This is a genomic window from Streptomyces tsukubensis, assembly GCF_003932715.1.
Lineage (GTDB): Bacteria > Actinomycetota > Actinomycetes > Streptomycetales > Streptomycetaceae > Streptomyces > Streptomyces tsukubensis.
Genome location: NZ_CP020700.1, coordinates 1,739,083 through 1,762,738, shown reverse-complemented (window position 1 = coordinate 1,762,738; position 23,656 = coordinate 1,739,083). Strand labels below are relative to the sequence as shown.

General features: G+C 72.0%; 19 protein-coding genes. 13 read left to right on the top strand and 6 right to left on the bottom strand.

The genetic code is table 11. The features are described 5' to 3' along the window. Positions 1-351: 351 nt before the first annotated feature. The 4 genes from rpsA to B7R87_RS06385 all read left to right on the top strand — a co-directional run bounded on the left by rpsA (position 352) and on the right by B7R87_RS06385 (position 4,169). Positions 352-1,842 (top strand): 30S ribosomal protein S1, encoded by a 1,491-nt coding sequence (gene rpsA / locus B7R87_RS06400; protein WP_006349896.1) that lies wholly within the window; start codon positions 352-354, stop codon positions 1,840-1,842. Positions 1,843-2,031: 189 nt separating this feature from the next. After that, the gene (locus tag B7R87_RS06395; protein WP_040916619.1) at positions 2,032-2,970 is read left to right on the top strand and encodes a PAC2 family protein; all 939 of its coding nucleotides are present in this window, start codon (positions 2,032-2,034) and stop codon (positions 2,968-2,970) included. A gap of 93 nt (positions 2,971-3,063) precedes the next feature. Beyond that, positions 3,064-3,672, top strand: coding sequence for a dephospho-CoA kinase (gene coaE / locus B7R87_RS06390; RefSeq protein ID WP_006349898.1), 609 nt, complete (start codon positions 3,064-3,066; stop codon positions 3,670-3,672). Positions 3,673-3,755: 83 nt separating this feature from the next. Continuing rightward, the gene (locus tag B7R87_RS06385; RefSeq protein ID WP_006349899.1) at positions 3,756-4,169 is read left to right on the top strand and encodes a tetratricopeptide repeat protein; all 414 of its coding nucleotides are present in this window, start codon (positions 3,756-3,758) and stop codon (positions 4,167-4,169) included. 18 nt (positions 4,170-4,187) lie between these two features. Here B7R87_RS06385 and B7R87_RS06380 read toward each other — a convergent pair whose 3' ends face one another. Next, positions 4,188-4,493 carry a DUF6343 family protein gene (locus B7R87_RS06380; protein WP_006349900.1) on the bottom strand — a complete coding sequence of 102 codons (306 nt, stop codon included), beginning with the start codon at positions 4,491-4,493 and terminating at the stop codon, positions 4,188-4,190. Positions 4,494-4,646: 153 nt separating this feature from the next. On the opposite strand from B7R87_RS06380, the gene B7R87_RS06375 reads away from it, so the two are divergent. The 3 genes from B7R87_RS06375 to B7R87_RS06365 all read left to right on the top strand — a co-directional run bounded on the left by B7R87_RS06375 (position 4,647) and on the right by B7R87_RS06365 (position 10,129). Then, on the top strand, positions 4,647-5,618 hold the full coding sequence (locus B7R87_RS06375; protein WP_006349901.1) for a slipin family protein: 972 nt from the start codon (positions 4,647-4,649) through the stop codon (positions 5,616-5,618). A 162-nt stretch (positions 5,619-5,780) separates the two neighbouring features. Then, positions 5,781-8,813: a DEAD/DEAH box helicase gene (locus B7R87_RS06370; RefSeq protein WP_130584540.1), complete on the top strand. Its 3,033-nt coding sequence runs from the start codon at positions 5,781-5,783 to the stop codon at positions 8,811-8,813. Next, entirely contained in the window at positions 8,810-10,129 is a 1,320-nt protein-coding gene (locus B7R87_RS06365) for an SWIM zinc finger family protein (protein ID WP_130584539.1), read from the top strand. Before B7R87_RS06370 ends, B7R87_RS06365 begins: the two co-directional genes overlap by 4 nt. A gap of 23 nt (positions 10,130-10,152) precedes the next feature. Here the strand turns inward: B7R87_RS06365 and B7R87_RS06360 are convergent, their stop codons facing one another. Next, a complete protein-coding gene (locus tag B7R87_RS06360; protein WP_006349906.1) occupies positions 10,153-10,686 on the bottom strand; it encodes an HAD domain-containing protein in 534 nt (177 codons plus the stop codon). Between the two features lie 123 nt (positions 10,687-10,809). Here B7R87_RS06360 and B7R87_RS06355 point away from each other — a divergent pair, with 123 nt between their 5' ends. Continuing rightward, a complete protein-coding gene (locus B7R87_RS06355; RefSeq protein WP_006349907.1) occupies positions 10,810-11,463 on the top strand; it encodes a nucleoside/nucleotide kinase family protein in 654 nt (217 codons plus the stop codon). A 48-nt stretch (positions 11,464-11,511) separates the two neighbouring features. Here B7R87_RS06355 and B7R87_RS06350 read toward each other — a convergent pair whose 3' ends face one another. The 3 genes from B7R87_RS06350 to B7R87_RS06340 all read right to left on the bottom strand — a co-directional run bounded on the left by B7R87_RS06350 (position 11,512) and on the right by B7R87_RS06340 (position 14,567). Next, complete coding sequence (locus B7R87_RS06350) at positions 11,512-12,414, bottom strand: pseudouridine-5'-phosphate glycosidase (RefSeq protein ID WP_006349908.1); 903 nt, start codon at positions 12,412-12,414, stop codon at positions 11,512-11,514. A gap of 42 nt (positions 12,415-12,456) precedes the next feature. After that, on the bottom strand, positions 12,457-13,875 hold the full coding sequence (locus tag B7R87_RS06345) for an MFS transporter (protein WP_006349909.1): 1,419 nt from the start codon (positions 13,873-13,875) through the stop codon (positions 12,457-12,459). 143 nt (positions 13,876-14,018) lie between these two features. Beyond that, a complete protein-coding gene (locus B7R87_RS06340) occupies positions 14,019-14,567 on the bottom strand; it encodes a methylated-DNA--[protein]-cysteine S-methyltransferase (protein ID WP_006349910.1) in 549 nt (182 codons plus the stop codon). 348 nt (positions 14,568-14,915) lie between these two features. On the opposite strand from B7R87_RS06340, the gene B7R87_RS06335 reads away from it, so the two are divergent. From B7R87_RS06335 to B7R87_RS06315, 5 genes are all read left to right on the top strand, one after another. Continuing rightward, positions 14,916-15,848, top strand: coding sequence for an MHYT domain-containing protein (locus B7R87_RS06335; RefSeq protein ID WP_006349911.1), 933 nt, complete (start codon positions 14,916-14,918; stop codon positions 15,846-15,848). Positions 15,849-15,938: 90 nt separating this feature from the next. Next, a complete protein-coding gene (gene uvrB, locus B7R87_RS06330) occupies positions 15,939-18,089 on the top strand; it encodes an excinuclease ABC subunit UvrB (RefSeq protein ID WP_006349912.1) in 2,151 nt (716 codons plus the stop codon). A gap of 139 nt (positions 18,090-18,228) precedes the next feature. Beyond that, positions 18,229-18,807 (top strand): TerD family protein, encoded by a 579-nt coding sequence (locus B7R87_RS06325; RefSeq protein WP_006349913.1) that lies wholly within the window; start codon positions 18,229-18,231, stop codon positions 18,805-18,807. 226 nt (positions 18,808-19,033) lie between these two features. Beyond that, positions 19,034-21,007, top strand: a complete 1,974-nt coding sequence (locus B7R87_RS06320; protein WP_130584538.1) for a TerD family protein — start codon at positions 19,034-19,036, stop codon at positions 21,005-21,007. 221 nt (positions 21,008-21,228) lie between these two features. Continuing rightward, the gene (locus B7R87_RS06315; RefSeq protein WP_078902401.1) at positions 21,229-22,260 is read left to right on the top strand and encodes a TerC family protein; all 1,032 of its coding nucleotides are present in this window, start codon (positions 21,229-21,231) and stop codon (positions 22,258-22,260) included. 149 nt (positions 22,261-22,409) lie between these two features. Here the strand turns inward: B7R87_RS06315 and B7R87_RS06310 are convergent, their stop codons facing one another. Beyond that, positions 22,410-23,600, bottom strand: coding sequence for an ABC transporter permease (locus B7R87_RS06310; RefSeq protein WP_130584654.1), 1,191 nt, complete (start codon positions 23,598-23,600; stop codon positions 22,410-22,412). Positions 23,601-23,656: the final 56 nt, after the last annotated feature.

The following is a 23,656-nucleotide window of genomic DNA, read 5'->3' as shown; positions in this document are numbered from 1 at the left end:
CCGTTCGGCGGCCATGACGGCCTCCGCAAACCTCAGTTGTGCCGGGATTGGGGCGATCCGCCCCCGGTGTGCGCCTTCGCGCATTGACCGCCTTCGGCTGCCCCCGTATGCTACAAGTTGCGCTGCGGGCCTGCGTGCCTCGGACGGAGTAGGCCGCTCGCATCTGTGATGTATGTCCCCTCGGTTCACGAGGCGCCTCCAGACGGAGTCGTTTCGTCCGGGAGCTTTCGGGCCCCCGGACGGCGACCGGTCCGGCGTCTCTACGCGGTTCGGCTTCTTGCAGCATGCGATACGGGCTCTCGGCGTAGCAGTACCTACGACTTCAATGTCCGTACCGGAGCCCTTTCCCACATGACGAGCAGCACCGAGACCACCGCCACTCCGCAGGTAGCGGTCAACGACATCGGTAACGAGGAAGCCTTCCTCGCCGCGATCGACGAGACGATCAAGTACTTCAACGACGGCGACATCGTCGACGGCGTCATCGTGAAGGTCGACCGGGACGAGGTCCTGCTCGACATCGGTTACAAGACCGAAGGTGTTATCCCGAGCCGCGAGCTCTCGATCAAGCACGACGTCGACCCGAACGAGGTCGTCAAGGTCGGCGACGAGATCGAGGCCCTTGTCCTTCAGAAGGAGGACAAGGAAGGCCGCCTGATCCTCTCGAAGAAGCGCGCCCAGTACGAGCGTGCCTGGGGCACCATCGAGAAGATCAAGGAAGAGGACGGCATCGTCACCGGTACCGTCATCGAGGTCGTCAAGGGTGGTCTCATCCTCGACATCGGCCTCCGCGGCTTCCTCCCGGCCTCCCTGGTCGAGATGCGCCGTGTTCGCGACCTCCAGCCGTACGTCGGCAAGGAGCTCGACGCGAAGATCATCGAGCTGGACAAGAACCGCAACAACGTGGTCCTGTCCCGCCGTGCCTGGCTGGAGCAGACCCAGTCCGAGGTCCGCCAGACCTTCCTCACCACCCTCCAGAAGGGCCAGGTCCGGTCCGGTGTGGTGTCCTCGATCGTCAACTTCGGTGCCTTCGTGGACCTGGGTGGCGTCGACGGTCTGGTCCACGTCTCCGAGCTGTCCTGGAAGCACATCGACCACCCGTCCGAGGTTGTCGAGGTCGGCCAGGAGGTCACGGTCGAGGTCCTGGACGTCGACATGGACCGCGAGCGCGTCTCCCTGTCGCTGAAGGCGACCCAGGAAGACCCGTGGCAGCAGTTCGCCCGTACGCACCAGATCGGCCAGGTCGTCCCCGGCAAGGTCACCAAGCTGGTTCCGTTCGGTGCGTTCGTCCGCGTCGACGAGGGCATCGAGGGCCTGGTCCACATCTCCGAGCTGGCCGAGCGCCACGTGGAGATCCCGGAGCAGGTCGTCCAGGTCAACGACGAGATCTTCGTCAAGGTCATCGACATCGACCTGGAGCGTCGCCGGATCTCGCTGTCGCTGAAGCAGGCCAACGAGTCCTTCGGTGCCGACCCGGCGTCGGTCGAGTTCGACCCGACCCTCTACGGCATGGCCGCGTCGTACGACGACCAGGGGAACTACATCTACCCCGAGGGCTTCGACCCGGAGACCAACGACTGGCTGGCGGGCTTCGAGACCCAGCGCGAGGCGTGGGAGACCCAGTACGCCGAGGCGCAGCAGCGCTTCGAGCAGCACCAGGCCCAGGTCATCAAGTCCCGCGAGGCCGACGAGGCCGCCGCTGCCGAGGGTGGCGCTGCCGCTCCGGCCGCTGCGCCGACCGGCGGTTCGTACTCCTCGGAGTCGGACGACAACTCCGGCGCCCTGGCGTCGGACGAGGCCCTTGCGGCCCTGCGCGAGAAGCTGGCCGGCGGCCAGAGCTGAGGCTCTGACCCGCTGATCCACGGCTGAAACACCGGGCCCGTCCCCCTCGGGGGGCGGGCCCGGTGGCATGAGTACGGACGCTCCGCGCCGTCCCCGCACCGGTTTTCCCGGCGTGTTCGATCCGTACCGGGGGAATGCCCGTCCGTCACCTCGCGTTGTTCACGTAGAACACGAGGAGGAGCGGTGATCGTGGCTGATCCGCAGGATTTGTACACATGGGACCCCAAGGGCCTCGCCGTTGTCGACATTGCGCTCGCGCAGGAGTCGGCCGGTCTGGTCATGCTGTACCACTTCGAGGGCTACATCGACGCGGGCGAGACCGGTGAACAGATCGTCGACCATCTGCTGGCGACCCTGCCGCATCAGCTGGTGGCGCGCTTCGACCACGACCGGCTGGTCGACTACCGGGCCCGCCGCCCCCTGCTGACCTTCCGGCGCGACCGCTGGACGGCCTACGAGACCCCGGCCATCGAGGTCCGGCTGGTCCAGGACACCACCGGCGCGCCGTTCCTGCTGCTCTCCGGCCCCGAACCGGACGTCGAGTGGGAGCTCTTCGCCGCCGCCGTCGCCCAGATCGCGGAGCGCCTCGGCGTCCGGCTGTCGGTCAACTTCCACGGCATCCCCATGGGCGTGCCGCACACCCGCCCGGTCGGGCTGACCCCCCACGGCAACCGCACGGATCTCATGCCCGGCCACCGCAGCCCCTTCGACGAGGCCCAGGTTCCCGGCAGCGCCGAATCCCTCATCGAGTACCGGCTGATGAAGGCGGGGAAGGACGTCCTCGGCGTCGCCGCCCATGTGCCGCACTACGTGGCCCGCTCCGCCTACCCCGACGCCGCGCTCACCGCCCTGGAGGCGATCACCGCCGCCACCGGTCTGGTGCTCCCGGGGGTGGCGCACGCCCTGCGCACCGCGGCCCACCGCACGCAGAACGAAATCGAGCGCCAGATCGGCGAGGGCGACGAAGAGCTGACGGCCCTCGTCCAGGGACTGGAGCACCAGTACGACGCGATGGCGGGCGCCGAGAGCCGCGGCAACCTCGTCGCGGAACCGGTCGATCTGCCGTCCGCCGACGAGATCGGGCTGGAGTTCGAACGCTTCCTCGCGGAGCGTGAGGGAGACACCTGAGGTGCTACGGCGGGCCGGGAGGCGGTGCAGGGCCCGGGACCGCCCCGGTACAACTCCGCCGGGACCTCTAGGCCATGACTTAAGCTGCTGCTCATGCTGTCTGTAGGCCTGACCGGTGGAATCGGCGCCGGCAAGAGCGAAGTCGCCCGACTGCTGGAGTCGTACGGCGCGCTGCGCATCGACGCCGACCGGATCGCCCGGGAGGTCGTGGAGCCGGGCACCGAAGGGCTCGCCGCCGTCGTTGCGGAGTTCGGCGACGGAATCCTCCGCCCCGACGGAAGCCTGGACCGGCCGAAACTGGGCGCCGTCGTCTTTGCCGACCCCGACCGGCTGGCCGCGCTCAACGCCATCGTGCACCCCTTGGTCGCGGCCCGTTCCAAGGAGCTTGCCGACGCGGCACCCGCGGATGCCGTTGTCGTCCACGAGGTCCCCCTGCTGACCGAGAACGGACTCGCCCCCCGGTACGACCTCGTCGTCGTGGTCGACGCCGAGCCCGCGACCCGGGTCGACCGTCTGGTACGGCTCCGGGGGATGACGGAGTCCGATGCACGGGCCCGGATGGCCGCCCAGGCCGGCCGGGAGGAGCGGCGCGCCGTCGCGGACCTGATCATCGACAATGACGGTCCGCGCGATGAACTGGAGCCCAAGGTGCGCGCAGTGTGGGCGGAGCTGGCCCGCCGGGCCGCCACCGGGTCCGGCTAAGACGTACCCCGGCCGTGCGCCGCCCCGGAATAGCTCCGGGGCGACCGGTGTTGGAACCGTGCGGCGAGGGGAAGGATCCGACCGTGCCCACAAGCGATCCGCACACGCATGTCATCGACTACCGCGCGGCGGAGCAGTTGCTCGCCGCGAGGGATCCCCGCGGTGCCGTGAAGCTGCTGGATTCGGTCATCGCTGCCCACCCCGAGAACACGGCCGCACGTCTGCTGCGTGCCAGAGCCTTCTTCGCCGCCGCCCAACTGCGCCCGGCCGAACTCGAATTCGAGCTGGTGCTGGAGCGGGAACCCGACAACGCCTTCGCCCACTTCGCCCTGGCCCGGACCTTCGAACGGTCCGGCCGCCCCGAGCAGGCGAAACGGCACTTCAGGCTGGCCGCCGCGCTCGATCCCAGACCCGAGTACCTCCAGGCGGCCCGCTTCGACACCGACCCGCACCCGGACCCCGGCGGCACGCCGGACCCCGGGTCCACCGAGGACTGACCCGGCCGGCGGCCGGGTTCACGGAGTGTCCCGCTCCCGGTCCCGACCCTTCGGTCCGGACCGGTGATCCTCGTGCACGGGCTCGTACGGAGGGATGTCCCGCCCCGGCTGATAGTGCGGGCCCTGCCGGATATGCCGCACCACGACCACCAGATCGACGACGACGATCAGCAGCAGCACCCCGCAGAGCGCCGCCCAGTGGGGGTGCGAGGTCAGCAGGAAGACCACCAGGCCGCCACCGGCCCAGATCAGACCCCAGATACTCAGCCAGAACCGCATCCGCAGCGGACTGCGTGCGGTCACCGGCTCACTGCCCGTACGCATCGCATCGCCTCTCCTTCTCCAGCATGCACCCGCCGCCGGACCGGCCGGGAAGGCCCGGCCGCACGGGCGGGTCCCGGGCACCGGGGGCGGGCCTCGCCCGAGCCGTCGTCCGGGCATACCGTGGAGAACGGGCGTACCGGAAGGGGGTGCCCCATGGTCGAAGAGCTGGTGATCGGTGTAGTGGCCGCCGCCTCCGGTTTCGCCGTCTACACGACCGCAGCGGCCAAGGTGATCAAACAGTTCGAGCGGGGCGTGGTCTTCCGGCTCGGCCGTCTGCACGGCGGGATCCGCGGCCCCGGATTCACCATGATCGTCCCGATGGTCGACCGGCTGCACAAGGTCAATATGCAGATCGTGACCATGCCCGTGCCCGCCCAGGAGGGCATCACCCGGGACAACGTCACCGTCCGGGTCGACGCCGTCGTCTACTTCAAGGTCGTCGAAGCGGCGGACGCCCTGATCGAGGTGGAGGACTACCGTTTCGCCGTCTCCCAGATGGCCCAGACCTCCCTCCGCTCCATCATCGGCAAGAGCGACCTCGACGATCTGCTCTCCAACCGGGAGAAGCTCAACCAGGGCCTGGAGCTGATGATCGACAGCCCGGCCATGGGCTGGGGCGTCCAGATCGACCGCGTCGAGATCAAGGACGTGTCCCTGCCCGAGGCGATGAAGCGCTCCATGGCACGGCAGGCGGAGGCCGACCGGGAGCGGCGCGCCCGGGTGATCAACGCCGATGCCGAACTCCAGGCCTCCAAGAAGCTGGCCGAAGCCGCCGGGGTCATGTCTCAGGAACCGGCCGCGCTGCAGCTCCGACTGCTCCAGACCGTCGTCGCCGTCGCCGCGGAGAAGAACTCCACCCTGGTGCTGCCGTTCCCCGTCGAACTGCTGCGCTTCCTGGAACGGTCGGCCCAGCCGCCCGGACGGTCGGCCCCGGAGGACCCGGCCCACCCGGCGCCGCCCGTTGCCGGGGAACCCGCCCCGCCGCAGGTCGGCTCCGGTGCGGCAGCCGAGGTGGAGCCGCCGGTTCCGCCGGACAGTACGGTGCCGCCCCCGCCCACCGGACCTGACCCCGAGCTGCCCGAGGGCCGGGCACCCCGGCTGCGCAGACTGCCACCCGCCGTCTGAGCCCCCTGTCTCCCGCTGTACGGCCGTTCCGGGGCGTCGGGCGGCCTGCGCCACGGCTCGTTGTCGTACCCCACCCGTATCGTCGGAGACGACGACACTCAAGAACAGTCCGAGACACTCCGAGACACTCGGACCCACGGCGACCAGGGCGGGAGGTGACCCATGACGTCCGCGACCGCGGCGAGGCCACCGGTGAGCCGGCCGACAGCAGTGAGGGAGCCTTCGCCCACCTGGGCCGCGGTCTTCCTGCCCGGGGCCTTGCCGCGCGAGGGCAGGGTCGCCTTCTGGGCGCCCGACGGAGACCCGCCGCACGGGGCCTCGGACACCCTCACGGTCGTCGGGCCCGCCCCCACCTCCGCCGACGGCCCGCCGGGCATCCGGAGCCGTACGGTCCCCGCGCTGCTGCTCCCCGTCGCCGACGCCCTGCCGTCACTGATCCGCGCCCGGGGGCTCGCAGCCGCGCACCCCGCCGCGGCCTGCTGGGGCGCCGCGGCGCTGCACGCCCTGCACCTGGTGGCGCGCGGCAGGCTGCTCCCCGGGCTGACCGCCGCCGACCACGACGTCTGGCGGGCCGGCCCCCTCGACGCGGCGGACACCGCCCAACTGCAGGCGATCGCCGCCGCCATGCCGTACGAGGCGTATGCGGCGCCGCTGCCGGGACCTGGCCCCTTCGCCCTGCCCCGGCCCGAAGCCCTGGTGCGGGCCTTCTTCGACGCGGTCGCCGACACCCTGCCCAGAAGCCCGGCCGCGGCCCACGCGGCGGGCGGCCCGTTCGCGGCGCCGGGAGCCCACCATCTGCCCGGGGCCCGGGTCTGGGCGGAGCGGACCGCCGAAGGCATGGACGCCGGGGTCAGGGTCTCCCTCCGGCTCGACCTGTCTGCCTTCGCACTCTTCGACACGACCGATACGGCTGACGCGACCGACACAACCGTCACAACCGGCACGACAGAGACGACCGGCACGGCAGGCACCGGAGGCGCCGGTGGAGCGGCCGGGGCTGCGGATTCGGCCGGGACCGCCGAGGAGAGCCGTGCGCGGACGCCGCGTGCGGTGCGCCGGGCGGGCGCAGCCGTGGTCCAGGTGCACAGCCTCGGCGATCCCACCCTCGTCACCGATGCCGCCCGGCTCTGGGCGGGGGAGGGCGGGCCCGGCTTCGGGCCCCGGTCCCGGATCGACACGGTCCTGGCCCTGCGGTCCGCGGCCCGGGCCTGGCCGCCCCTCGCCGCCCTGCTCGACCGGGACGTCCCCGACGTCCTCCCGCTCTCGGAAGAGGAGCTGTACGACCTGCTGGGCCCCGGGGCTCCGCGCCTTGACGCGGCCGGGGTGGCCGTTCACTGGCCCCGGGAACTCGCCCGCGGACTGACGGCCACGGCCGTGGTCCGGCCCGCCCCGGGCTCGGCGACCGACGGGACCCCCTTCTTCGACAGCGGCGAACTGCTCCGCTTCGGCTGGCAGCTCGCCCTGGGCGGCGATCCGCTGACCGAACACGAGATGGACGAGCTGGCCGCATCGCACCGCCCCCTGGTGCGCCTGCGCGACCAGTGGGTGGTCGTCGACCCCGACCTCGTCCGCAAGGTCCGCGCCCGTGAGCTGGGGCTGCTGCGCCCCGCCGAAGCCCTGGGCGCGGCCCTGACCGGCACCGTCGAGGCCGCCGGCGAGACCGTCGAAGCCGTCCCTGCCGGTGCCCTCGCCGCCCTGCGCGACCGGATCGTCAACGGACCGGAAGCCGTGCCCCAGCCCCCGGCCCTGGCCGCCACCCTCCGCGACTACCAGCTCCGCGGTCTGGCCTGGCTGGACCTGATGACCTCCCTGGGCCTCGGCGGCTGCCTCGCCGACGATATGGGCCTGGGCAAGACGATCACCGTGATCGCCCTCCATCTCCACCGCGACCGGACCGCCCCCACCCTGGTGGTCTGCCCGGCGTCCCTGCTCGGCAACTGGGAGCGCGAAATCACCCGTTTCGCCCCCGGCACCCCCGTCCACCGCTACCACGGTGCGGGCCGGTCCCTCCCCGAGGTGCCCGGCGGCTTCGTCCTCACCACCTACGGCACCATGCGCACCAGCGCGGAGCGGCTGGCCGGACAGCGCTGGGGCATGATCGTCGCCGACGAGGCCCAGCACATCAAGAACCCCTACTCCGCGACCGCCAGAGCCCTGCGGCGCATCCCCGCGCCCGCCCGGGTCGCCCTCACCGGCACCCCCGTCGAGAACAACCTCTCCGAGCTGTGGGCCCTGCTGGACTGGACCACCCCCGGACTCCTGGGCCCCCTCAAGGCGTTCCGGGCCCGGCACGCCCGCCCCGTCGAGCTCGGAGAGGAGGACGGCGCCGCCGAACGGCTCGCCCGGCTGGTCCGGCCCTTCCTGCTGCGCCGCCGCAAGAGCGACCCCGGGATCGTGCCCGAGCTGCCGCCCAAGACCGAGTCGGACCATGTCGTCGCCCTCACCCGGGAGCAGGCGTCGCTCTACGAGGCGGTGGTCCGCGAGGCGATGGCGGCCATCGGCGCCGCCGAGGGCATCGCCCGCCGGGGCCTGGTGATGAAGCTCCTCACCGACCTCAAACAGATCTGCAACCACCCGGCGCAGTATCTGAAGGAGTACGGCGGCGGGAGCCCGGCGCGGGCGGCGGGCGGCACGGGCGGTCCGGTCCGGCTCGCGGGCCGCTCCGGGAAGCTCGCCCATCTCGACGAGCTGCTGGACACGATCCTCGCCGAAGACGGTTCGGACGGTTCGGTGCTCGTCTTCACCCAGTACGTGACCATGGCCCGGCTGCTGATGGGGCATCTGGCCGGCCGTGCCGTCCCCGCGCAGCTCCTCCACGGCGGAACGCCCGTCGCCGAACGGGACCGCATGGTCGACCGGTTCCAGGCGGGCGAGGTCCCCGTCTTCGTCCTCTCCCTCAAGGCGGCGGGCACGGGACTCAACCTCACCCGCGCCGGACACGTGGTCCACTTCGACCGCTGGTGGAACCCGGCCGTGGAGGAACAGGCCACGGACCGCGCGTACCGGATCGGCCAGACCCGGCCGGTGCAGGTGCACCGGCTCCTCACGGAAGGCACCGTGGAGGACCGCATCGCCACCATGCTCGCCGCCAAACGGGCCCTCGCGGACGCCGTACTCGGCTCCGGCGAGACCGCCCTCACCGAACTGACCGACCGCGAGCTGGCCGACCTCGTATCCCTGCGGAGGCGCCCATGACCCCGCCGCTCCCCACCGGACCCGGGACGGCCGCCGTGTCCCGCGCCCGGTCCGCGGGCAGACGGCCCCCGCTGTCCGACGACCGCAGACGCACCTACCCCGCCGCGGTCCCCGGACCGGACGGCGTTTCCGGCGAGAGCTGGTGGGGCGAGGCCTGGGTACGGGCGCTGGAGGACAGCGCCCTGGACCCCGCCCGGCTGGCCCGCGGACAGGCGTACGCCCGCCGGGGTCTGGTCGACGCGATCACCGTCACCCCGGGCCGGATCACCGCCTACGTCCACGGCGCCCGGCCCCGCCCCTACCGCACCCGGGTCGGGCTGCGGACCCTCGCCGACAGCGAGTGGGAGGACTTCCTCGACACGGCCGCGGCTCGGCCCGAGCACCTCGCCGCCCTCCTCGACCGGGACGTGCCCCGGGCGCTCGCGGCCGTCGTCGACCTGCTGCCGGGCCGGGGCGATCTGATCCCCGACTGCTCCTGCCCCGACGACGGCTTCCCGTGCAAGCACGCCGCCGCCCTCTGCTACCGGACGGCAGGGCTGCTGGACCGGGATCCGTTCGTGCTGTTCCTGCTGCGCGGCCGGGGCGAGCAGGAGATCCTGGCCGAACTGGCCCGGCGCCACGCCCGCGCGTCGGCCGCCGGACGCCCCGCCCCCGCCGTCGGGGGAGCCGTGGTGCCCGAGCCCCTGCCGGCCGTACCGGCGGAGTCGGTGCTGAACGCCCGCAGGCGGCCGGGCGCGCTGCCCCCGCCGTTTCCCCCGCCACCGCAGCCGGGCCGGGCCCCCGCCTGTCCCGAACTGCCCGGCGCCCCCGACCCCCTGGCACTCGACCTGCTGGCGACCGAGGCGGTCCACCGCGCCCACGCCCTGCTCACCACCGGCACGGACCCCGTCGCCGGGCTCACCCCGTGGCAGGACACCGTGCGGCTGGCCGCGGCCCACCCCGGCGCCGGACTCACCGCCTCCAGCCGCACCCTCTACCGCGACCTGGCCGCGGCCACCGGCCGTACCTCCGGCGAACTGGCCCGGGCCGTCGCCGCCTGGCGCCAGGGCGGGCCGGCGGCCCTCGCCGTACTGGAAGAGCCCTGGGACCCGCCCGCGGGCCCCTTCGACCGGGCCGGACCGGCGCTGGTGGCAGCCGGGCTCGCCGGTTTCCGGCCCCGGCGCAACCGGCTGTCCACCCCCGCCCTGCAACTGCGCCTGGGCCGGGACGGATGGTGGTACGGATACGAATCCGACCCGGGCCGCGAGGAGTGGTGGCCGCGCGGAATACCGGCCAGCGACCCGGTGACGGCGGCCACGGGACTCCTCGGCCGCTGAGCCCGGCCCCGCCCGGTCCGGGCTCAGAGGGTTTCGGCCCAGGAGCGGAGGCGGGCGAAGTCCGCGTTCCGCAAACCCCACTGGGGCGGTATCCGCAGCAACAGCGCCGGGGCGTCGTGGTGTTCCGCAACATGCGCGGCGTCCCGCTCCGTCAGCATGTCGTCCACCCAGGCGAACGGATGCCCGGCTGCCCACTCCAGCAGCGGACGCGTCTTCCAGCACAGACCGCCGGGGTCCGCGGCCGGGGGAGTGGGCCACTCCACCACCCGCAGGTCCTCCGGCAGGCCGACCCTCGGCGAGATCAGGCTGTTGGCCTCGTGCGCCCAGGCCGACGCCCATACGGTTTCGTACGGCAGCCCCGTCAACCGCGCCCCGTGCGAGGGGTTCAGCCGGACCCGCAGCCCCCGCCGGTGGCGGCGGGACCCGGGCGTCTGACGCGACAGCCACACGGCGGGACGGAGCCGGTGGCTGGTATAGCCGCGCAACCGGGGCAAGCGGGCCGCGAAGGGGTTCAGGGGGCCGTCGACATCGAGGAGCAGCAGCGGGCGGTCCGTCATGACGGAGAACTCTCCCACCCCCCCGCCGGACCCGGCCCACCCGGGCCCGCACGCGCCGCCCGTCGGCGTGATGGCGAGTAGCCGCCAAAAGGGGCGGCGGCGGACCTGGACGATGATGAACCGATGAGACTCGAACCGATCACCTGGGAGAGGCTGACCGAGGCCGTCACCGAACGGGCCCTGGCGGCAGGGGACGCGTCCGCAGGGGCGGAGGAAACGGCTCCCCGGGTGCGCATCGGCATCGACGGGGCCCCCGCCGCGGGCGGAGGGGAGTTCGCCGTCCGGATCGGGGAGGCGCTGCGGCTGCGCGGGCGGCGCGGAATCGTCGTCGGCACCGGCGGGTTCCTCCGCCCCGCGTCCCTGCGGTACGAGTACGGGCGCGAGGACCCCGACGCCTACTACGGCGACTGGTTCGACACGGGCGCCCTGTGGCGGGAGGTGTTCGGTCCCCTGGAGAGCGGCGGTACGGGGCGGGTGCTGCCCGATCTGTGGGATCCGGCGACCGACCGGGCGACCCGCAGCCCCCGGGTGGAACTGCTGCCCGGCGGAGTGCTCCTGCTGCACGGCCCGTTTCTGCTCGGCCACGGCTTCCCGTTCGATCTGACGGTCCATCTGCGGCTCTCACCGGCTGCGCTCGGCCGGCGGACGGAGCGGTCCGAGCAGTGGACGCTGCCCGCGTTCCGCCGGTACGAGGAGGAGGTGGGTCCGGAGGAGACGGCCGATGTCCTGGTCCGGGTCGACGATCCCCGCCACCCGGCGTGGACGGTTCCCGGCTGACCGGTTGCGCACCGGACGGCGGCACCGGGTGGCGGTGGTGCCCCGGGGTCAGAGAGCCGCCGCGATCAGCGCGGCCAGCCGGACATTGCCCCGTACCGCCGCCACATTGGCCTCCAGGGAGGCGCCGTCGGTGTGCCGGGTCAGGAAGTCCAGCAGGAACGGGGTGACGGCCTGGCCCGTGATCCCGTGCTCCGTACAGGCGTCGAGCGCCTCGTTCAGCACCCGGTCGTGCAGTGCGGGGTCGAGCTGCTCCGACTCCGGCACCGGGTTCGCGACGATCAGTGCGGACGCCGTGCCCCCGAGCCCCTCACGGGCGCGGATCACCGCGGCGGCCTCCTCCGGTGAGCCGACGGTCCAGTCGACGGGTTCCCCCGAGGACGTCAGATAGAAGCCCGGGAAGCGGTCCGTCCGGTAGCCGACGACGCCGACCCCGAGCGTCTCCAGCCGCTGGAGCGTGGCCGGCACGTCCAGAACCGACTTCACCCCCGCGCAGACCACGGCGATCCCGGTCCGGGCCAGTTGCGGCAGATCAGCCGATTCGTCCTGGGTGTGTGTCCAGTCGCGGTGCACCCCGCCCAGACCGCCCGTCGCGAAGACCCGGATCCCGGCCCCGGCGGCGAGGAAGGCCGTGGCGGACACGGTCGTCGCCCCGTCGGCGCCCGCCGCCAGCGCGGGCGCCAGATCCCGGCGGCCCAGCTTGCGCACGCCGTCGCCGCTCGCGATCCGTTCCAGCTGCGCGCCGTCGAGCCCGATCAGGGCCCGGCCGCCGAGGACGGCGATCGTGGCCGGGACGGCGTCCAGTGAGCGTACGATCGCCTCCAGTTCGGCGGCGACGGCCAGATTCCGCGGCCGTGGCAGACCGTGCGCGATGATCGTGGACTCCAGCGCGACGACCGGCCGTCCGGCGGCGAGGGCGTCGCGTACTTCCTCGGAAACCTCCGTGAGCACCATGTCCCCATCCCTGGCACGGGACGGGAGTGCGCAAACCCCGCCTCAGGACGGCAGCGGTGTGCCGTTCCCGGTCCGGGTGAACGCGCGGCGGACCGCGAGCACCAGGAGCGGGAGCAGCAGCAGTGCGCCCATGAGGTTCAGATATCCGTAGCCGAGCTGCGACACCACCAGCCCCGACAGGGCGCCGCCGACGCCCGCCGACGCGTTCATCGCCAGATCGGACAAGCCCTGGACGGGCGCGCGGGCGGCCTGCGGTACCGAGTCGGTCAGCAGCGCGGAGCCGGCGACCACGCCCGCCGACCAGCCCAGCCCCAGGACGAACAGTCCCGCGGCGACCCGGGAGTGGCTCGATCCGGCCGTCCCGGCGAGCAGCGCGGCCACCGCCAGCAGGCCGACGGCGAGCCCGATCACGGTGATCCGGCCGTACCGGTCCGCCAGCCAGCCCATCACCGGGGAGAACGCGTACATGCCCGCGATATGCCCGCTGATCACCAGGCCGATGAGTTCGATCCCGCCGCCGTGGTGCTTCAGGGCGACCGGGGTCATCGACATGATCGACACCATGACGGTGTGCGCGACGGCGAGGGACACCAGGGCGAGCAGCGCGGCCGGGGACTCCCGGACCGCGCGGACCGCGGACCGCAGCGAGCCCTCCGTACGGTCGGAGGTCTCCCGGGACAGCGCCCGGGCCGTCAGCAGCGGATCGGGCCGCAGCATTGCCTGGAGCACCACGGCCGCCAGGAGGAAGACGCCCGCGGCCCAGAGGAACGGACCTGCCTCGCGCGGGATGCCGAGTCCGGAGACGCTGCGGCCCGCGGGCGCCGCGATGTTCGGGCCGAGGACGGCACCGATCGTGGTCGCCCACACCACCAGCGAGATGGCCCGGCCGCGCCGTTCCGGCAGCGCCAGGTCGGCAGCGGCAAACCTGGCCTGGAGATTCGCCGAACTCGCGGCGCCGAACGCGGCCAGACCCAGCAACAGCAGCGGGAAGCTGCCGACGACGGCCGCCAGGACCACCACGCCCGACCCCAGGACCCCGATGGCATAGGCCAGGACCAGTCCGGCCCGCCGCCCGCGCGCGGTCATCAGCGCGGCCAGCGGCACCGACAGCAGGGCCGTGCCCACCACGGACGCCGTGGACGCGAGCCCGGAGAGGGCGTCCGTACCGCTGACCTCCTGAGCCAGCACCGAGGCCAGGGCGACACCGGTGGCGATCCCCAGACCGCCGAGGATCTGGCTGATCACCAGGGCGACGGTGACCCGCCGCCGCAGGGCGGGCAGTTCCGCCGCCGATACCGCGGCCGGCCCCGCTTCCGACTCCGCTTCCGACTTCGGCCCCGGCACCGCCCCGGTCGCGGCCCAGCCTTCCGGTGTCCCCGGTGTCCCCGGTGTCCCCGGTGTCCCCGGCGGGGGTACGGCACCCGCGGCGGTTCCGCCGACGGTCGCCTCGGCGGGGGGCATCTCGGATGTCTCGGATATCTCAGATATCTCGGGCGGATCAGGGCTTGGGCTCACCGACGCAGTGTGTCAGTTCACCCGTCGGCTTGGAACCGTCCGTACCCCTCTCACCTGCTGTTCCGCCCTTCCGCGGCCCGGCGAGGGGTTCAGAACAGGGGCTCCGGCAGCACCCCTTCCAGGGCCAGCAGTCTCCGCTTGGCCTCAAGTCCCCCGCCGAAGCCGCCCAGTTTGCCGTCCGTCTCCACCACCCGGTGGCAGGCCACGACCACCGGCAGCGGACTGGACCCCATCGCCGCGCCCACCGCCTGCGCACCGCCCGGCCGGTCCACCCGGGCGGCCAGCTCCCCGTACCCGACGACCGTGCCGTACGGGACGTCCTCGGCCAGTCGCCGCAGCACCTCCCGGTTGAATCCGCCGGAGAGCGACCAGTCGAGCGGCAGCGAGAACTCCGTCAGACCGCCCGCGAAGTACGCCGCGATCTGGCGTACGGGCTCGGCGAGCCACCCCGCCGGGGGGATCGCCGCGGCGCTCACCCCGACCGGAGCCGCCCCGAGGCGCGCGGCCAGTCTCCGCACCGCGGCGTCCCGGACCTGCTCGTCGGCATGGAACACGACATTGACCAGCCCGCGGTCGGTCGCTGCCAGCAGCAGCGGCCCGACGGGCGAGTCCACGACCGTCCACTCGAAGCTCTTCATACCGCCACGGTACGACCGGGCACCGACAACGCCCCGGCCCAGGGGATCGCCCGGTCCGGCCGAATTCCCCGGCCCACCGGACCCGGCGCACCCCGGAGCCGTACCGCCTGTTTTCGGCCTCGTCCGCCGCAGTACGCAAAAACCAACGCCGTCGTGTGGAAAAACGACCGGAAACCGTACCCGAGCGCGCAGAAAACGGCACCCGGACGCTTCCGCTCCGATAATTCGCCCCCGGCTGTTCATCGACGTTCTCCGAGGTCATAGGCTCATTGCCTGAACAGACGTTCCACCGGGGGATCACGGGATCACACCAGGGGATCGCGCCAGGCAGGAGCAGGGACGCACGACATGCAGGGAACCATCGACGGATTCAGCTACGGAATCGTCACGCCCTTGACCGCATTTCTGATGGCCTGCCTGGGCAGTGCCCTCGGGCTGCGCTGCACGACCCGGTCGGTCCGCAATGCGCGCTCGTTCAAGGCCGGATGGCTGGCGCTGGGCTCCGCGGCGATCGGGTCCGGCATCTGGACCATGCATTTCATCGCCATGATCGGATTCACGGTCGACGAGGTGTCGATCACCTACGATCCGCCGATCACCTTCGCCAGTCTCGGCGTCGCGATCGTCATGGTCGGTATCGGGATCTTCATCGTCGGTCACCGCGGCGCGACGCCCATGGCCCTGGTGACCGGGGGCACGATCACCGGCCTCGGGGTCGCGTCCATGCACTACCTCGGCATGGCCGGAATGCGGCTCCCGGGAACCCTGGCGTACGACACCGTGACCGTCACCCTCTCCGTCGTGATCGCGGTCGTCGCCGCCACGGCCGCCCTGTGGGCCGCCGTGTCCATCCACGGCTTCCTCGCCAGCCTCGGCGCCAGCCTGGTGATGGGCGTCGCGGTGACCGGAATGCACTACACGGGCATGGCCGCCGTCAGCGTCCATCTGCACGGTTCGGCGGGCGCGGCACGGGCCGGCGAGTCGGCCGCGTCCCTGCTGCTGCCGATGCTGATCGGCCCGCTGGTGTTCCTGATCGTCGCCGGGGTCGTGGTGATGTTCGACCCGCTCCTGGTGATGGGCGAGCCGGAGTGGGAGCGCCGCTCCGGCCGGGTCTCCGTCCCCGTGTCCGGCCTCCCCGACGCCGGTCCGCGCCGCACCTCCGGTGCCGGTACCGGTGCTGGTGCCGCCGACGCCGGAGCCCAGGCCTGGGGCCCGGCCCCCGGGGACCCCGGGCCGGGGGCGCGCCACGAGTCTCGGTCGCCGTACTACGACGGCTGGTGACCTGCGGTCCGCCGCCCTGAGCACCGCCCCGACGGGTGCCCGGGGCGGTCCGGACCCCGATTGTCGGTGGCGGGTCGTACGGTGGATGCCATGCGGCCCGTTTCCGATATCGAACGTACGGTGGCGCCTTTCGAGGTCGTCAGCCCCTTCCAGCCCAGCGGCGACCAGCCCACGGCCATCGCCGACCTGGAGCGACGCATCCGCGCAGGGGAGAAGGATGTCGTCCTGCTCGGCGCCACCGGCACCGGCAAGTCGGCCACCACCGCGTGGATGATCGAAAAGCTCCAGCGGCCCACCCTGGTCATGGCACCCAACAAGACCCTGGCCGCCCAGCTGGCGAACGAGTTCCGCGAGCTCCTCCCGAACAACGCCGTGGAGTACTTCGTCTCGTACTACGACTACTACCAGCCCGAGGCGTACGTCCCGCAGTCCGACACCTACATCGAGAAGGACTCCTCGATCAACGAGGAGGTCGAGCGGCTGCGGCACTCCGCGACGAACTCCCTGCTCACCCGGCGCGACGTGATCGTGGTCGCTTCCGTCTCGTGCATCTACGGCCTCGGCACCCCGCAGGAGTACGTGGACCGCATGGTCCAGCTCAAGGTCGGAGAGGAGACAGACCGCGACGCGCTCCTGCGCCGCTTCGTCGACATCCAGTACACGCGCAACGACACCGCGTTCGCCCGGGGCACCTTCCGGGTCCGCGGCGACACCATCGAGATCTTCCCGGTCTACGAGGAGCTGGCCGTCCGGATCGAGATGTTCGGGGACGAGATCGAAGCCCTCTCCACCCTCCACCCCCTCACCGGCGAGATCATCGGCGACCACCAGTCCCTCCACGTCTTCCCCGCCAGCCACTACGTGGCCGGGCCCGAACGACTGGAGAAGGCGGTCAACGGCATCGAGACCGAGCTGGAGCAGCGCCTGGCCGAGCTGGACAAACAGGGCAAGCTCCTGGAGGCCCAGCGGCTGCGGATGCGGACGACCTACGACATCGAGATGATGCGCCAGATCGGCTCCTGCTCCGGTATCGAGAACTATTCGATGCACTTCGACGGCCGGGAGCCCGGCTCGCCCCCCAACACCCTCCTCGACTACTTCCCCGAGGACTTCCTGCTGGTCATCGACGAATCCCATGTCACCGTCCCGCAGATCGGTGCGATGTACGAGGGCGACGCCTCCCGCAAGCGGACCCTGGTCGACCACGGCTTCCGGCTGCCGTCAGCCCTCGACAACCGTCCGCTGAAGTGGGAGGAGTTCACCCGGCGCATCGGCCAGACCGTCTATCTGTCGGCCACCCCCGGCGCCTACGAACTCGCCCGCGGCGACGGTTTCGTGGAGCAGATCATCCGCCCCACCGGCCTGGTCGACCCCGAGGTCGTCATCAAGCCCACCGAGGGCCAGATCGACGACCTGGTCCACGAGATCCGGCTGCGCACCGAAAGGGACGAGCGGGTCCTCGTCACCACCCTCACCAAGAAGATGGCCGAGGACCTCACGGACTACTTCCTGGAGATGGGTATCCAGGTCCGCTATCTCCACAGCGACGTCGACACCCTGCGCCGGGTGGAGCTGCTGCGCGAACTGCGCGCCGGTGAATACGACGTCCTCGTCGGCATCAACCTGCTGCGGGAAGGGCTCGACCTGCCCGAGGTGTCGCTGGTGGCGATCCTCGACGCCGACAAGGAGGGCTTCCTGCGCTCGGGCACCTCCCTCATCCAGACCATCGGCCGGGCGGCGCGCAATGTCTCCGGCCAGGTCCATATGTACGCGGACAAGATCACCCCGGCCATGGAGAAGGCCATCGAGGAGACCAACCGCCGCCGCGAGAAGCAGATCGCGTACAACACCGAGAAGGGCATCGACCCCCAGCCGCTCCGCAAGAAGATCAACGACATCGTGGCGACCATCGCGCGCGAGGAGATCGACACGGAGGAGCTGCTCGGCTCCGGATACCGCAAGGGCAAGGACGGCAAGGGTGCCAAGGCGCCGGTGCCCGCGCTGCGGACCACGGACGGCAGCCCGAACCGGGCCGTCGGCAAGGGTGCAAAGGGCCGGGCGGCGGCCGCCCCGCCCACCGACCGCCCCGCCGCCGAGCTGTCCGCGATCATCGAGGAGATGACCGCCCGGATGCGGGCGGCGGCCGCCGACCTCCAGTTCGAGGTGGCCGCCCGGCTCCGCGACGAGGTCGGGGAACTCAAGAAGGAACTGCGTCAAATGAAGGAAGCGGGGCTGGCATAAGCCCCGCGGACCATATGTGTTGCAAGACCGACACAATAATCGGCCAATCGTGCCGCAGCGTTGACGAGACTGCGTAGGGTGCGGGGCAGCCGCTCACCGGAGCGGCGGCACTTCAGTGAGAATGAGAAGGGGACAGCGCGTGACGGTCAATATGACCAAGGGTCAGGCCATCAGCCTGCAGAAGAGCGACGGGGGCACCCTCACGGCTGTGCGGATGGGACTGGGCTGGCAGGCGGCCGCCCGCCGCGGTCTGTTCGGTTCGCGGACCAAGGAGATCGACCTGGACGCCTCGGCGGTGCTGTTCGCCGAGAAGCAGCCGGTGGACGTGGTCTTCTTCCGTCACCTCGTCAGCGACGACGGCTCGGTCCGGCACACCGGTGACAATCTGGTCGGCGGCGCCGGTTCGGGCGGCGACGACGAGGCCATCCTCGTCGACCTGGCGCGGATTCCCGTCCACATCGACCAGATCGTCTTCACGGTGAACTCCTTCACCGGCCAGACGTTCCAGGAGGTGAAGAACGCCTTCTGCCGGATCGTCGACGAGACCAACGGTCAGGAGATGGCGCGCTACACGCTGGACGGCGGCGGCAACTACACCGCGCAGATCATGGCGAAGGTCCACCGCGTCGGCGACGGCTGGAAGATGACGGCCCTGGGCAACCCCGCCAATGGCCGTACCTTCCAGGACCTGATGCCCTCGATCCTGCCGCACCTCTGAGCGCGGAGCAGCTCCCGGGGGCCGGGACGCGGCACCCCTGAGCGCGCGACCGCCCGGCACCGGGCGGATGTACGACGGACGAACACAGCTCCCGGCGGCAGCAGGCCGCCGGGAGCTGTACCGCTTGCCACCCGCGGGCACCGCACGGCACCGCCGCCGTATCCGCGCACCAGCGCACCACCGTGCGGAACCCGCCCGACGACAGCAGAACCGAGGGGACGAGGCGATGACGGCCGAGCTGGTCCGTGGGCAGAACCATCCGCTGCCCGAGACCCTCCTGGAGGTGCGGGTGTCCGCCGGCCATCCGGTGGTGGCCTGCGCCGCCGGCGCCGACGAGGGCGGCTCCGTACGCGAGGCCTGGCTCGCGCACCCCGGAGCTCCGGCCGTGCCCGGGGTAGAGGTGCCCGCCGAGGCCGTACAGACGCCCCGGTTCGCCGTCGACCTCGGAGCCGTCGCGGAGGCGGTCCACCGGATCCATCTGCTGATCGCCCTCCCCGAGGGCGCCGGAGGACCGGCGCACTTCGGTGCCACCGCCGCCCCCTTCCTCGCCGTGATCAGCTCGGACGGCGCCGAGATCGCAAGCTTCACCATCACCGGACTGGACAGCGAGACCGCCGTCGTCGCCCTGGAGCTGTACCGCAGGCAGGGCGCCTGGAAGGTACGGGCCGTCGGCCAGGGGTACGCGGGCGGTCTGGCCCAGCTGCTCGCCGACCACGGTCTCGACCGCGCCCGTGAGGCGGCGGACCGGATCCGGTCCGCGACCGCCCGTACGGCACCCCGTACCGAACCCGCCCGGCTCCGGACCCCGGCGGCGCCGGACGGCGTCCGCCCGCCCGCCGGCCCCCGGGGCGGCCCGCAGCCCGCCGCCCGCCCCGGTCCGGACACCCCGGTACCCACGGGCGGCGACGACCGGAACGCCCCGGCGGCAGCCGCCTCCGGCGACGGCCCGGAGGGCGCCGCGGGCCCGCCGACCGTCCCCGGCGGCCGGATCGACTATGCGCACCCCCGCCGCTCCGCCCCGCCCGTGCCGCCGCCCGCCGCACCGGCCGCGGCCCCCGGCCAGCCGGCCCGCCCGGTGGCCGGTGATGCCACCGGCTGGTCCATGGAGGAGCGGCTGTACAACCAGATCTGGGGCATGTTCGAGGATCTGGCCCGGACCGTCGCGGCCTACCGCAACGCCGTCGAGTTCGCAGAGTCCCGGCTGGACCAGGAGCTGGACCGGGCGCTCTCCGACCCGCGCAGCCGGATCGGCGGTGCCGGTGATGCCGCCCGCGCCGCGGCCCGGGCCAAATGCGAGCAGCTGACGGCCCTGGCCCGGCAGTCCCTCGACCGCGATCTGGCGCAGCTCACCGCCGAATCGGACGTGGTGGAGCCCGCGCTCCCGCCCGCCTACGCCCGCTGGGACAACCCCGCCTGGCACGCCTACCGCGTGCCCATGGAGTCACCGATGGCGGTCCGGCTGGGCGATCTCCAGCTGCCCGAGTCCCCGGAGCTGCGGATCCCGTTCCTGATCCGGCTGCCGCTGGAGCGCGGCCTCTGGGTGGACAGCGGCCGGGCCGGCTCCGAGGCGGCGATCATGGTCGACGAGGCCCGGATGCGCAGGCTGGCCATGGACTGCGCGGTCTCCCACGCGGCCCGGCTGCTCGCTGTCCATCCGGCGGGCGACTATACGGTCCAGGTGATCGACCCGGCCGGGACCGGCGCGGCTTCGCTCGCTCCGCTCGTCCGGTCCGGGGCCCTGGCGGCCCCTCCGGCGACCGGAGCCCAGGGGGTGACCACCACCCTCGCCCGGCTCACCCAGCGCGTTGACCTGGTGACCATGGCGATGCGCGGGGGCGCCCCGGACGCGCTGCCGCCGGACCTCGACACCTCCGAGCAGCTCCTGATCGTCAACGACTTCCCGCACGGCTTCGACGACCGGGCCGTCACCCAGTTGCGCTATCTGGCCGACGAAGGCCCTCAGGTCGGGGTCCATCTGCTGATGGTGGCCGACCGTGAGGACGCCAGTGCGTACGGTCCCGTACTCGACCCGCTGTGGCGCTCCCTGCTGCGGATCACCCCGGTGCCGGACGACCATCTGGCGGATCCCTGGGTACGGCATTCCTGGACGTATCAGCCGCCGACCGTGCCCGAGGGCAGTGAGGTTCTGCGCCAGGTGCTGGATCAGGTCACTGCCGCACGCCGTTCATGGGGGCACTGACCAGCAGATTTTGGTACTTCTTTACCAACTGCTTTACCAGTGCTTGGGTGCTCCTGTACGCTCGTTTTGAAGCGGAGGGGAGTACTCCCTAATGTGGCGTGCCCGTCAATACGGACCCTCAGGTCCCGGGGCGCCGGCCCGCGGCCGTATGGCCGGTCGGGTGGAGGAGACCTCCGGCAGCGACGACGCTGATCAAGTAGCCGTACGACGCCGGAGGCGCAGTGGACATCACGTTTACCGTGTGGTTGTTGACCATTCTCGGTCTTTCAGCCCTGATCGCGGTCGACTTCTTCATCGGGCGCAAGCCCCATGACGTGTCGATCAAGGAAGCCGGAATCTGGACGATCGTCTGGATTGCGCTGGCCGTGCTCTTCGGTATCGGCCTCGCGGTCTGGGGCAGCGGGCAGGCGTCCGGAGAGTTCTTCGCCGGCTTCATCACCGAGAAGTCGCTCAGCGTCGACAACCTCTTCGTCTTCGTCCTGATCATGGCGAAGTTCTCGGTACCCTCCCACCTCCAGCAGCGCGTGCTGCTGATCGGTGTGCTGATCGCCCTGGTCCTGCGTGCTATCTTCATCGCCGCCGGTGCCGCGATCATCTCCAACTTCTCCTGGGTCTTCTACATCTTCGGTGCCTTCCTGATCTACACCGCCTGGAAGCTCATCCAGGAGGCGCGTGCCGGCGAGGACGAGGACGACTGGGAGGAGAACAAGCTCCTCAAGGCCGCCGAGAAGCGGTTCGGGGTCGCCGACCAGTACCACGGCACGAAGCTGTTCATCCAGAAGAACGGCAAGCGCATCATGACCCCGCTGATGGTGGTCATGCTCGCCATCGGCACCACGGACATCTTGTTCGCCCTGGACTCGATCCCCGCGATCTTCGGTCTGACCCAGGACCCGTACATCGTCTTCACCGCCAACGCCTTCGCCCTGATGGGTCTGCGCCAGCTGTACTTCCTGATCGGCGGACTGCTGAAGAAGCTGGTCCACCTCAGCTACGGCCTGTCGGTGATCCTCGGCTTCATCGGTGTGAAGCTGGTGCTGCACGCACTGCACGAGAGCGGTGTCAACGTTCCGGAGATCTCCATCCCGTTCTCGCTGTCCGTCATCGGCGGTGTGCTGGTCATCACCACCATCACCAGCCTGATCGCCTCCAAGAAGCAGGCGAAGCTGGAGGCCGAGGAAGCGGCCGCCGGTTCCGGCGACGGCACCGACGGCAGTGGTGGCGACACCCCGAAGGACAGCGTCGACGCCTGACGCCTCCCTGCGGGAAGCAACTGACGGAAGGGTGGGTACGACGGCCGGGACGGCCGCCGTACCCACCCTTTCCGCGTACCCGCGCCCGGGGCGGGCGGGCCGTCGGCCCCGTGCCCGGGGCCCGCCCGCCGCGCGGGCGCAGGGCACGGTCAGGGCGTGGCCAGTGCCTCGGTGGGGGAGAGCCGGGAGGCCCGTACCGCCGGATAGAGACCGGCCAGCGCGCCGATGGCGAGCGTGGCACCGATCCCCCCGGACACCGCCCACAGCGGCACCACCGACGGCCAGCCCTGGTAGACCGCGTACCCGACGGTGACACCGGTGCCCAGCACCGCACCGCCGAGCCCGCCGAGCGCCGACAGCAGCAGCGATTCCGCGAGGAACTGCGTACGGATCTGCCCCCGGGTCGCTCCCAGTGACCGCCGCAGCCCGATCTCGGCCCGCCGCTCCAGCACCGAGATGACCATGGTGTTGGCCACCCCGACCCCGCCCACCAGCAGCGCGACCGCGCCCAGCCCCAGCAGCAGGGCCGTGAACGCCTGGTCCGCCGCCTGCTGGGCCGCCAGCGCGTCCGAGGGGCGGGACACCTCCACCTCGTTGGGCGCCTCCGGATTGGCCGTCGACCCGAGGACGTCCCGGACGCTCTCCACCGCCGAGTCCGCGGACCGGGTGTAGACCGTCGTCGGATGCCCGTCGAAGCCCAGCGCCGAGACCGCGACCGGCCAGCCGACCAGTGCCGCGTCGTCCAGCTCGGGCGCCAGCGCGGCGGGTTCCAGGATGCCCACGACGGTGAACAGCCGCTCCCCGACCAGCACCCGCACATCCGGCCCCGGCCGCCCGATGCCCAGCAGCTCGGCTGCCTCCGCCCCGAGCACCACCGCCGGATAGCGGCCGGTGGCCTCGTTCAGCCAGGTCCCGGCGGCGAGCTCGGCCGCCACGGTCCTCAGCAGACCGGTGCGGGCGGCATAGGCCGCCAGACCGTTGGTCTGCGTCTTCGGGATCTTCCCGGTCCGGAAGATCTTGACATCGGAGATCTCCCCGATCGCCGACACCTTCTGCACCGGACCGATCCGGCCCACCATGGCCTCCGACTCCACCGGCAGCCGGGCCTCGCCGCCGGTCAGCGTGGAGCCGGGCGAGACGGTGAGCAGATTGGTGCCGAGGGCGCTCAGCCGCCGGTCCAGCTCGGCGCGGGACGACGAGGAGATGCCCACCACGGCGACCATCGCGGCGATGCCGATCGCGATGCCCAGGGCCGAGAGGAAGGCGCGCAGGGGGCGGGTACGCAGCCCCACCGCACCGACCTTGAGCACATCGCCAGGACCGAGCCGGGCGGGCCGCAGCTCCTGGGCGGCCCCCCGCCGCCCGCCCCGGGAGCGGGTGCGGGGCCGTGTCCCCC

Bases quoted from the DNA above. Each gene is read 5' to 3' on its own strand.
- B7R87_RS06380 (WP_006349900.1), bottom strand. From the start codon at position 4,493: ATGCGTACGGGCAGTGAGCCGGTGACCGCACGCAGTCCGCTGCGGATG.
- B7R87_RS06360 (WP_006349906.1), bottom strand. From the start codon at position 10,686: ATGACGGACCGCCCGCTGCTGCTCCTCGATGTCGACGGCCCCCTGAAC.
- B7R87_RS06345 (WP_006349909.1), bottom strand. From the start codon at position 13,875: ATGCCCCCCGCCGAGGCGACCGTCGGCGGAACCGCCGCGGGTGCCGTA.
- B7R87_RS06365 (WP_130584539.1), top strand. From the start codon at position 8,810: ATGACCCCGCCGCTCCCCACCGGACCCGGGACGGCCGCCGTGTCCCGC.
- B7R87_RS06375 (WP_006349901.1), top strand. From the start codon at position 4,647: ATGGTCGAAGAGCTGGTGATCGGTGTAGTGGCCGCCGCCTCCGGTTTC.
- B7R87_RS06340 (WP_006349910.1), bottom strand. From the start codon at position 14,567: ATGAAGAGCTTCGAGTGGACGGTCGTGGACTCGCCCGTCGGGCCGCTG.
- B7R87_RS06355 (WP_006349907.1), top strand. From the start codon at position 10,810: ATGAGACTCGAACCGATCACCTGGGAGAGGCTGACCGAGGCCGTCACC.
- uvrB (WP_006349912.1), top strand. From the start codon at position 15,939: ATGCGGCCCGTTTCCGATATCGAACGTACGGTGGCGCCTTTCGAGGTC.
- coaE (WP_006349898.1), top strand. From the start codon at position 3,064: ATGCTGTCTGTAGGCCTGACCGGTGGAATCGGCGCCGGCAAGAGCGAA.
- B7R87_RS06335 (WP_006349911.1), top strand. From the start codon at position 14,916: ATGCAGGGAACCATCGACGGATTCAGCTACGGAATCGTCACGCCCTTG.
- B7R87_RS06320 (WP_130584538.1), top strand. From the start codon at position 19,034: ATGACGGCCGAGCTGGTCCGTGGGCAGAACCATCCGCTGCCCGAGACC.
- B7R87_RS06350 (WP_006349908.1), bottom strand. From the start codon at position 12,414: ATGGTGCTCACGGAGGTTTCCGAGGAAGTACGCGACGCCCTCGCCGCC.
- B7R87_RS06370 (WP_130584540.1), top strand. From the start codon at position 5,781: ATGACGTCCGCGACCGCGGCGAGGCCACCGGTGAGCCGGCCGACAGCA.
- rpsA (WP_006349896.1), top strand. From the start codon at position 352: ATGACGAGCAGCACCGAGACCACCGCCACTCCGCAGGTAGCGGTCAAC.